Annotated in this window: 6 protein-coding genes; 2 read left to right on the top strand and 4 right to left on the bottom strand. The window is 51.7% G+C overall.

Annotation, left to right across the window (positions count from 1 at the left end):
* Positions 1-194: 194 nt before the first annotated feature.
* The 3 genes from IGS51_RS21860 to IGS51_RS21850 form a co-directional block, all read right to left on the bottom strand.
* The gene (locus IGS51_RS21860; protein WP_297080965.1) at positions 195-806 is read right to left on the bottom strand and encodes a Uma2 family endonuclease; all 612 of its coding nucleotides are present in this window, start codon (positions 804-806) and stop codon (positions 195-197) included.
* Between the two features lie 6 nt (positions 807-812).
* Positions 813-1,424, bottom strand: a complete 612-nt coding sequence (locus tag IGS51_RS21855) for a Uma2 family endonuclease (RefSeq protein ID WP_297080963.1) — start codon at positions 1,422-1,424, stop codon at positions 813-815.
* Between the two features lie 107 nt (positions 1,425-1,531).
* Positions 1,532-3,388, bottom strand: a complete 1,857-nt coding sequence (locus IGS51_RS21850) for a hypothetical protein (protein WP_297080961.1) — start codon at positions 3,386-3,388, stop codon at positions 1,532-1,534.
* Positions 3,389-4,171: 783 nt separating this feature from the next.
* Between IGS51_RS21850 and IGS51_RS21845 the strand changes: the two genes are divergently transcribed.
* Positions 4,172-5,269: a hypothetical protein gene (locus IGS51_RS21845; RefSeq protein WP_297080959.1), complete on the top strand. Its 1,098-nt coding sequence runs from the start codon at positions 4,172-4,174 to the stop codon at positions 5,267-5,269.
* A 172-nt stretch (positions 5,270-5,441) separates the two neighbouring features.
* Here IGS51_RS21845 and IGS51_RS21840 read toward each other — a convergent pair whose 3' ends face one another.
* Positions 5,442-6,494, bottom strand: coding sequence for a PDDEXK nuclease domain-containing protein (locus tag IGS51_RS21840; RefSeq protein WP_297080957.1), 1,053 nt, complete (start codon positions 6,492-6,494; stop codon positions 5,442-5,444).
* 193 nt (positions 6,495-6,687) lie between these two features.
* On the opposite strand from IGS51_RS21840, the gene IGS51_RS21835 reads away from it, so the two are divergent.
* Entirely contained in the window at positions 6,688-7,035 is a 348-nt protein-coding gene (locus IGS51_RS21835; RefSeq protein WP_297080954.1) for a DUF6788 family protein, read from the top strand.
* Positions 7,036-7,302 lie beyond the last annotated feature (267 nt).

Raw genomic sequence — 7,302 nt, 5'->3', positions numbered from 1 at the left:
CGTGATCGCGGTCTACGATGCCCGCACTCCTGCTCCCCCAGCGCTCCAAACCGCCTGGACGCAGTTTCAGCAGGGACACCTACGCCCCCAAATCCCCTAAAGTCCGGCCAAGTACGCCTCTCTAAATTTACGCGAAAAACTTACACAAAAAATTTCCGCAAAAAATTTCCGCAAATTTCCGCCGAGCTGACCCCTCAATCTTCAAAGCGGGACACTGGCAACACAAATCCAGGCAGCACGTCTTCGCCAGAAAGTTCTGTGGGCAACTGTCGCACCTCCTTGGGCTGCCCCTGGCGGTAAATCTCCACCTGTTGTTCCTGCGGGTTCAGCATCCAGCCCAATCGAACCCCGGCATCCATGTATTCCTGCATCTTTGCCTGCAACAGTTCCAGGTCATCGCTGGGAGAGCGCAGTTCAATCACAAAGTCAGGGGCAATGGGGGGAAATTTCCGCCGCTGTTCTGGGGTCAGCGCCTGCCAGCGGGATAGCTCCACCCATGCGGCATCTGGAGAGCGAAAGCTGGATGCGCTGGCTTCGCCCCCACCGCCAATCGGCAGCTTAAACAAGGTGGAGGAACTGAAGGTTTTGCCCAGCTTGGTTTGTCGATTCCACAGGGTCAAATCTGCTCCCAATTCCATCTCATAGCTGCCACCCTCTCCCCCCACAGGAGTCATAACAATCAAAGCTCCTTTGGCACTTCGTTCAATAGCCAGGTCGGGGTTACTGCGGCAAAGCTGATAAAACTGCTCATCGGTAAGATGAACCTCACTCGTCTCCAGCACTAGGGGCAACGTCAGTGAAACCATAACGCCTCAATCTTCAAAGCGGGACACTGGCAACACAAATCCAGGCAGCACGTCTTCGCCAGAAAGTTCTGTGGGCAACTGTCGCACCTCCTTGGGCTGCCCCTGGCGGTAAATCTCCACCTGTTGTTCCTGCGGGTTCAGCATCCAGCCCAATCGAACCCCGGCATCCATGTATTCCTGCATCTTTGCCTGCAACAGTTCCAGGTCATCGCTGGGAGAGCGCAGTTCAATCACAAAGTCAGGGGCAATGGGGGGAAATTTCCGCCGCTGTTCTGGGGTCAGCGCCTGCCAGCGGGATAGCTCCACCCATGCGGCATCTGGAGAGCGAAAGCTGGATGCGCTGGCTTCGCCCCCACCGCCAATCGGCAGCTTAAACAAGGTGGAGGAACTGAAGGTTTTGCCCAGCTTGGTTTGTCGATTCCACAGGGTCAAATCTGCTCCCAATTCCATCTCATAGCTGCCACCCTCTCCCCCCACAGGAGTCATAACAATCAAAGCTCCTTTGGCACTTCGTTCAATAGCCAGGTCGGGGTTACTGCGGCAAAGCTGGTAAAACTGCTCATCGGTAAGATGAACCTCTGTCGTCTCTAGCACCAGGGGCAACGTCAGTGAAACCATAGGGTCGTCCCGATTGAATCCCTACTTAGATCCTGGGTTTCATTATGTCATTGGTGAGGATGTCATGGGTGGAGAGGTCATGAGTGGGGATGTCATGAGTGAAGATGTCATGGGTGAGGGCTGGGCGATCGCGCTTGCATCCAGGCGATCGCCTCTCGCATCAGGATCGGGTCGCCCGACGCTAGGTAGGTCTGCATCCGGGCGGCAAAGGCGGCTTGCTGGGCAGACCGACGGGCTTGGTCAACCTGAACAGCTACGTCATGCAGGTGGGCGGGCTGCTGGCGTGGCCGAGTGGCGATCGCCCTCAGCACCCGCTGCACATAGCGAATGCCCGATATTGCATCCGAGGCATTTGCATCCGAAGCATTTATATCCGAGGCATTTACATCCAAAGCATTTATATCCGAAGCATTTGCATCCGAGGCATTTGCAACATCGGTTAGCGTTTCTGGTGGAACCTGGCACAGTTCGGCTGTCTCTGCACCTGCTGAACTCTCCGCTAAACTCTCGGCTGAACTCTCCACTAAAGTCTCTGAGGCTTTGCAATAATTACACCCTGACCCCACTTTTTCTGACTCCACAAAGCCGCTGGAATTGCCTTCAGCCAAGGCATTACACCCTTCCTGAGCTAATAAGCTTGTAGGGTAGACTGAGGGGAATGCGTCCGCCACGCAATTCCCCTCAGTTCCCTGAAATGCATCGGAATTTTCCAGAACTTGAGATAAATGAATCAGGTCATTCGGATGCCAGAGATCTCGATGGCGGTAAAGGGACGCACCGCTAATTCCGTAAGCAACCAAAGCTTTAAATCGAGCCGTAGTTGTCACAGGTAAATGATTGAGATTGAGCAAGTGGGCGATCGCCCTTCGGATTTTTTCTCGCACAACTTCTTGCTGCTGCTGGTTCCAGGTTAGTGATCCAGGCGGAGTGTCTTCTGACAAACTTTTAAGTCGCCTTTGCGATCGCTGAAAATGAAAGTAGTGGCTGTTTTCAACACACCGCGCCCATTCTTCTGCTCGCTTTTCGATTTCGTGCTGATGGCGACACCACTGGCTGTAGCCAGGAAGCGACCGAGCGACTCGGACAATCGTATCAACCAGAGGTTTTCCCTCTAGGGGGCGGGTTCCATGTAGCAAATGCCCAAAGATATAGGTACGGAGGGCAATTCGCCCCAGCAAATAGTTCGTTTGTCCATATCCAGTCCAACCCGGTTCAATTTCGGCACTGAGGTCGCTAAGAAACTTATCTGCCTTACCCGATAGCCCATGCCGCTGGCGACGTGCAGACTTGGCGTAATGCTCCACCACTTGGGAACTAACGGCATTCCGAACTGCCGCAAACTGCCACCGCTCAACAAACAGACGACGAGTGCTGTAGATCGGCTGCCAGTCGGTGTCTAACAAATAAGAACCCAATTGCAGCGGTAGTCGATGTGCTGCATACAGGCTAGGTTCCCCACCAGATACATAAAGTTTGGGATTGGGAAAGATTTCAAGCTGACCAAGCGCAATGCAAAATCCGGCACTTTCTAGAGCAAACTGAAGGGCGATCGCCAACTGCCAGGTTTTGACGGGTTGCTCGAAGGGAAAGTAGAGATGGATGCCACCGCTATAGCTAGACGTACAGGCAACAAAGCCAACCAATCCTAAAGTTTCTAATGCAGCAACCAAACGGCTAATGGCAAAGGGATCACGGCTAGGATGATAGGAACTATTGGCATCAATATCCAGAAGGCAGTAGCGAGTTTCTGCACCAAACCGCACGCCGTAGACTGCTCGACCTTGAAGAATTAGGCGATCGCTCAGGGGATGCCGACTTTCTGTTCTCCACTCCAGCTTTCCAGATGCCGCCAGCGGGGAATGCTCCGCCCAAATATAGTCATAGCGATGGGGAAATAGCGATAAGAACGGTTCGTGATCTTCTTCAACAAACCGAAAGGAGGTTTGAGATTGAGTGCTAAACATATAGGCTCCCGAACCAACGGAGCCAGATCAGAGATCCTTGCGTACTCCCCATTCACGACCCAATGCAGGCCTCTGCATACGCAACAAACATAGCCAGGGATCGGAAAAATCTCTGACAGATATTACCCACAGCCTGTGAAGGCTGCTATCATTCAGTTGCGTAACAAAACAGGTCAAAAAAGCTGGTACTTCTTTGACCAAGATGCATCAGTCGGAACAATGGAGACTTTGGCGAGGCTCTGTTCCGGCTTTTTTATGCGCCGAATTTCAGAATCGTAGATAAACGGATCGGCTTGTCCATAGAACAGGGGAACTAAGGCGTAACGCGATCCATTAAACACTCAAAAAATCAGTTTGAAACACTTTAAAATCGGGCAAGAATTAGAAAATACGGCGGCATGATAGAGCGAATCTACGCCGGAGTGATAAAACTTTGAATACGCCGGAGTGATAGAACAAGACTGCAAGATTCGCCGGAGTGATAGAGCAAACCATACGCCGGAGTGATAGAGCAAAATTGAAAAGTTTAGTGAGGAAGAGTAACTCAGACGACTAGGTAAATCAATTTATACGCTGGAGTGATAGAGCAAGCCATACGCCGGAGTGATAGAACCAGTCGAAGCCATACGCCGGAGTGACAGAGCAAGCCATACGCCGGAGTGATAGAACAGACCCCCAAAATCATACGCCGGAGTGATAGCCCTATAGCGGTTTGCTCAAATTATGGCGATCGCCCTCCGCTATATCTAGTACAATTCCTGCATCACTCATGAATCTGTGGCGATGACAGCGATTCCAACCGACTCCGTTTTTCCAGTGGATGGACAGCTATTGATGGTGCTGCCCAGAGCAGGGGCATCGCTGAATAACCCAGATGTGCGGCTGCCGCTGCTGCGGTCGGATGGCGACGGATATTATCTAGAAATGCGCGTGGAGTCTGATCCGCAAGATGCAGGCGAGGTCGCCGTAACCCGTCGCGTGCCGCTGGAAGACCTGACGCAGGACGAGTGGGAAGAGGTTAAACAGCAGTATGAAAACCTGGATTTTCATGCGCTAGTCGATCAGGGCATTGGTAAGGGACTGGAAAAGATTTCCGATCGAAAGATTCAGCGCTTGTTCATGGCGCTGCTCACGTTTTTGAATCCGCGCCAAGTTGGTATTGTGCTGTATCTGTATCGGCTGGCGGCCGAGCAAAATAACGGGCCGGTGGTCACATTCCGCTCAAATGACTTGCTAGAAAGCCTGGGCTATACCCGCAGCAAGGGGGGGAGCTTTCACGCCAAAGTGCGATCGCAGCTGAATCGAGATTTAGTTGCGCTACACCGGGTAGAGCTAGTGTTGGCAAAGTCCTTGCGTGAGGGAAATAAGATTGGTGCGGAGGTCATTATTAAAAGTATCCTTCGCATCAAGAGCTATAAAATCGAGAACCTTTCCCGTGAGTTCGATTTGGCAAAGGCAGCCGACTATACCTATGAGCTAGCGGACTCCTATACGGTGTCGCTGGAGTTTTTTGAGGGGCCAAGTCGCACGGGCGACTATGTGCTATTCGCCAGCGACATTGACATTACGCAAAAGCTGGGCAGCAATGCTAAAAATGACTACCGAACCAAACTGCTAGTTTACTTAGCCAGCCGACTGAAGTGGGACACGCCGCAGGATGGGCAATACCTGATTATTTCCAAGCAATATCTGTTTAAGAATCTGGATTTGTTGGGGAGCAATTCATCTCGCAATAATCAGATTTTCTGGCGCACGGTAGAGGAGTTGCGCCAGGGTGGATATATTCTCGGCGCTCAGGAACTGCCTGGGAAAAAGAAAACGCCCAGCATTCAGTTTCAAATCAATCCGGATAAGCTAAAGTCTGGCCCGGCTAATGGCTAGCTCTGATGCTGGTTAGCAAGTGTATTCTCTGGTAGAAACCGTTTTCACTGGGGATTTTCTGGGTTGGGGCGTTGATGGCTTTGTAAGGTTCTTGTGTAACTGTCGAGGGTTTACACAAGAACCCGTGAGGGCGATCGCCATTCTGCGGGTTGTTCCTTCATAAGCCAACAGGTTATGAACTCTCCAATTCCTCTTCAATCTCTACGGACAAAACATTTAGCTGAGTTTCTAGCTCTTCGATGGTAGGCAAATTTCCCTTCAGCGGCTCTGGCAAAGAATCCTTGAGTTGATAAGTAGAAATGCCAATGGGTTTATTTAAGTCACGCAGCGCGTACTCAACAACGGTGTGATCCTGAGTTTTGCACAGCACGATGCCGATCGTGGGTTGATCGGCGGGGCCGCGCAACAAGTCATCCACGGCTGAAACGTAGAAATTCATCTTGCCCGAAAATTCTGGCTCAAACTCTACAGTTTTCAGATCAATGACCACAAAGCAGTGCAGCCGGAAATGATAAAACAGCAGATCGAGTCGATACTCTTTGCCGCTGACCTGGAGGGGGTACTGGCTGCCGACGAAGGCAAAGCCTACCCCCAGCTCGAGTAAAAACTCGCGAATATGGCGAATGAGGGCGGCTTCTAAATCTCGTTCCTGAGCCTCTTGCCCCAGGCTCAAAAAATCAAAGTTGTAGGGATCGCGCAAGACCTGCTGGGCTAAGTTCGACTGGGGCTGTGGTAGGGTCTGCTCAAAGTTGGTCAGTGCCTCGCCTTGGCGATGATATAGCCTGCTTTCGATGCGCTGGATTAGGGTGCTGCGGCTCCAGCCCTGCTGGATGGTCTGCTGGATATACCACCGCCGCTCATCTGGGTCTTTGATTTTGTCCAGTAGCGTGCAGTTGTGAAACCAGGGGATTTGTCCAGCAACCTGCTGGACGAATTGCTCATCCGGGTAAGCCTCTGCAAAGGCACGCATGTAGAGCAGGTTCGTGCGCGAGAAGCCCTTCATCTCTGGAAACGCTTTTTGCAGGTCTTTGGCCAGCCGGGTGATGACCTTTGCACCCCAGCCTTGCTGCTGCTGCCGAATCAAGATTTCTCGTCCGACCTGCCAGTAGAGCATCACAAGTTCCTGGTTGACCGCCAGAGCCGCTCGCACTTGGGCATGACGAATTCGCTCTTTCAGTCCGCTCAGGAACGCATCGTAGCTGGCAGGCAGCAGGTCTTGGGGCATCGGCGAGATTTGGCTGGAGGATTCCCGCACCCACTATACCGAAGATTACTGGATGTCGGGGATGCAAGGGCGGATCTGGAGGGTCTGTTAACCAAAGCATGGTTAAAGTGCATCATGCGGAACGGTTAAAAAAACTTCTTGTGTAACTTGTGGACTCTGGTTAGAATCTTACACAAGAGCTTTTAGGACACCCGTGCCGGACTCAACTTTCTCTGTGGATCTCTACACCCTGCTAGAGCGACTGGATCTCGACCAAAAGCGGAAAATTCGCGACTGGCTAACAGGGGCGATCGCCGCTCAAGAATCCCAAATGCTGCTCGAAGTTCCGCAGTGTTCGACGGTTTCGGTGGGCGATCGCCGCCATTATAAAGGCAAAACCTATCAGCACGAAAAGCGCCGCTGTGGAAAGTCTGCCTGCCGCTGTAGTGAAGGAAATCTATCCACAGTTGGGCATGGCCCCTACTGGTATGCCTACTGGAAAGAAGGCGGGAGATTACGCAGTCAATATGTAGGCAAACGCCCACCCTGGATAGAGGATTGATTTAACTTCAGATAAGCAATGCTTCAGGCTGGTAAGGCTTCAAGCTAGCAGGGGGCTTTACGGACAACGTTGTCCGTAAGGGCTATCTATTATTTTGATTGCTATTATTTTGATTGCTTTGTACGCTTGCTCTGAAAGGATTGCTGACCAGATTTGCCCTGTAGCGAAAGAACGGTAGGGAAAGAACGGTAGCGCAAAACAGCCAAAATCTAATACCAATCCCGTAAGAGTTTGAGCACAATGGAGGGTGGTATTCGAGAGGGTAGA

This window comes from Thermoleptolyngbya sp. M55_K2018_002 (genome assembly GCF_015295965.1).
GTDB classification, from domain to species: domain Bacteria; phylum Cyanobacteriota; class Cyanobacteriia; order Elainellales; family Elainellaceae; genus Thermoleptolyngbya; species Thermoleptolyngbya sichuanensis.
Note: the sequence above shows the minus strand (reverse complement) of the source record. Positions and strands in the feature narration are given on the sequence as shown.

Excerpts from the sequence above, each read along its gene's own strand:
- IGS51_RS21840 (WP_297080957.1), bottom strand. The coding sequence starts at position 6,494 with ATGCCCCAAGACCTGCTGCCTGCCAGCTACGATGCGTTCCTGAGCGGA.
- IGS51_RS21855 (WP_297080963.1), bottom strand. The coding sequence starts at position 1,424 with ATGGTTTCACTGACGTTGCCCCTGGTGCTAGAGACGACAGAGGTTCAT.
- IGS51_RS21845 (WP_297080959.1), top strand. The coding sequence starts at position 4,172 with ATGACAGCGATTCCAACCGACTCCGTTTTTCCAGTGGATGGACAGCTA.
- IGS51_RS21860 (WP_297080965.1), bottom strand. The coding sequence starts at position 806 with ATGGTTTCACTGACGTTGCCCCTAGTGCTGGAGACGAGTGAGGTTCAT.
- IGS51_RS21850 (WP_297080961.1), bottom strand. The coding sequence starts at position 3,388 with ATGTTTAGCACTCAATCTCAAACCTCCTTTCGGTTTGTTGAAGAAGAT.